Source organism: Janibacter sp. CFPM2_SD2 (genome assembly GCF_057364645.1).
Map to the genome: position 1 here is coordinate 1 of NZ_JBNFOF010000313.1, position 1,985 is coordinate 1,985.

The 1,985-nt window shown below is 72.4% G+C and carries 2 protein-coding genes and 1 pseudogene; 1 reads left to right on the top strand and 2 read right to left on the bottom strand.

Annotated elements, in window-relative coordinates; all coding sequences use genetic code 11:
• A pseudogene (locus AC2W7J_RS17800) lies at positions 1–290 on the top strand (hypothetical protein); the annotation flags it as partial.
• A 68-nt stretch (positions 291–358) separates the two neighbouring features.
• Here AC2W7J_RS17800 and AC2W7J_RS17805 read toward each other — a convergent pair.
• Both AC2W7J_RS17805 and AC2W7J_RS17810 read right to left on the bottom strand, forming a co-directional pair.
• Positions 359–1,354, bottom strand: a complete 996-nt coding sequence (locus AC2W7J_RS17805; protein ID WP_485984062.1) for a malate dehydrogenase — start codon at positions 1,352–1,354, stop codon at positions 359–361.
• A gap of 89 nt (positions 1,355–1,443) precedes the next feature.
• On the bottom strand, positions 1,444–1,985 hold a 542-nt coding region (locus AC2W7J_RS17810; RefSeq protein ID WP_485984064.1), incomplete at its 5' end, for an anti-sigma factor.

The following is a 1,985-nucleotide window of genomic DNA, read 5'->3' on the forward strand; positions in this document are numbered from 1 at the left end:
CCGGAGACGACGACCCGCCGGACACGACGACGCCGCCGGAGACGACGACGCCGCCGGAGACGACGACGCCGCCGGAGACCACGACCCCGCCGGTCACCTCGTCGACCGACACCCCGGTGCCGCCCGTCGACGAGCCCAACGGCCCGTCGACCCCGGGCGTCGTCCAGACCGACGGCCTCGGTGCCGACGGTGGCAACAACCTGCTGGCCGGCCTCGGAGTCGCCGCCCTCCTCGGTGCCGGTGGCGCCGTCGTGACGGTGGGTCTGCGCAACGCCGCCCGTCGCCACTGACGACAGCACGAAGGGGGCCCCGTCGCACCATCTGGTGCGGCGGGCCCCCTTCGTGAGCCGTGCTGGCGTCAGCCCTTGATGAGGCCGAGCTTGGTGACGGCGTCGCGCTCCTCGGCGAGCTCGGCGACCGATGCGTCGATCTTGGCGCGCGAGAAGTCGTCGATCTCGAGGCCCCGGACGATCTCCCACGCGCCGTCCTTGACGGTGACGGGGAAGGAGGAGATGAGGCCCTCCGGGACGCCGTAGGAGCCGTCGGAGCAGACCGACATCGACACCCAGTCACCCTCGGGGGTGCCGAGCGCCCAGTCACGGGCGTGGTCGACGGTGGCCGACGCGGCGGAGGCGGCGGAGGAGGCGCCACGCGCCTCGATGATCGCGGCGCCGCGCTTGGCGACGGTCGGGATGAAGGTGTTCTCCAGCCACTCCTGGTCGCCCACGGCCTCGGCGGCGTTCTTGCCGGAGACCTCGGCGTGGAAGAGGTCGGGGTACTGGGTCGCGGAGTGGTTGCCCCAGATCGTCATCTTCTTGATCTCGGTGACCGGCACGTCGAGCTTGGCCGACAGCTGGCTGATCGCGCGGTTGTGGTCCAGACGCGTCAGGGCGCTGAAGCGCTCGCGCGGGATGTCGGGCGCGTTGTTCATCGCGATGAGGGCGTTGGTGTTGGCCGGGTTGCCGGTGATCGTCACGTGGACGTCGTCGGCCGCGACCTTGTTGAGCGCCGCGCCCTGCGGGGCGAAGATGCCGCCGTTGGCCTCGAGGAGGTCACCGCGCTCCATGCCCGGGCCGCGGGGGCGGGCGCCGACGAGGAGCGCGTGGTTGACACCGTCGAAGACCTTCTCGGCGTCGTCGCCGATCTCCACGCCGGCGAGCGTCGGGAAGGCGCAGTCGTCGAGCTCCATGACGACGCCCTCGAGGGCCTTGAGGGCCGGGGTGATCTCGAGCAGACGCAGCTCGACAGGGGTGTCCGGGCCGAAGAGCGACCCGCTGGCGATGCGGAAGAGAAGGCTGTAGCCGATCTGGCCGGCGGCGCCGGTGACAGCGACCTTGACGGGAGTGGTGCTCACGAGAAGTCGTACCCCTTCGTGCGGTGGTTGGGGAGCAAGTACGGGATCGACCCTACTCCGAGGCGGTCACCCGGTGTCAGCGGTGTCCGTCAGCCCAGCTCGACGAGCGCCACCGGGTCCGTCGTCGGCTGCCGCGATCCGTCGGCGGGCTCGATGCTCAAGCCCACCCCCTTCGCGGTGGCGACGTCGCCCTCGAGAAGCATCTCGCCGTCGGTGCCCGGGACCATGCCGGCGGAGGTCATCGCGCCTGAGGCGTCCTGCAGCCAGGCCTGGTAGGCGCGACCGCTGCCGGGGTCGGCCAGGCCGGTCACCTGCAGCACCGCCTTGCCCATGCGCTCCGAGCGCACGACCCGCACGGTGCCGCCGTCGGTCGCGGTCACCTGCTCGCCGTGGGCGTCGGGGGCGGCCATGACTTCTTCGGAGATGCTCGTCGTGGCCCGGTCGACGACCTGCCAAGTGACCCCGCCACCGACGACGAGGGCGGCGGCCGCGGCCAGGCCGACCCAGCGTCGCCTCGCCCGCTGACGAAGGGGGAGCACCCGCGCCTCGTCGGCACGGCCGGAGTGCGTCCGCTCGTCGTCCTGCCGGTCGTCGTGCCGCCGGCCGGCGTCCCTGCCGGTCGTCTGCCACC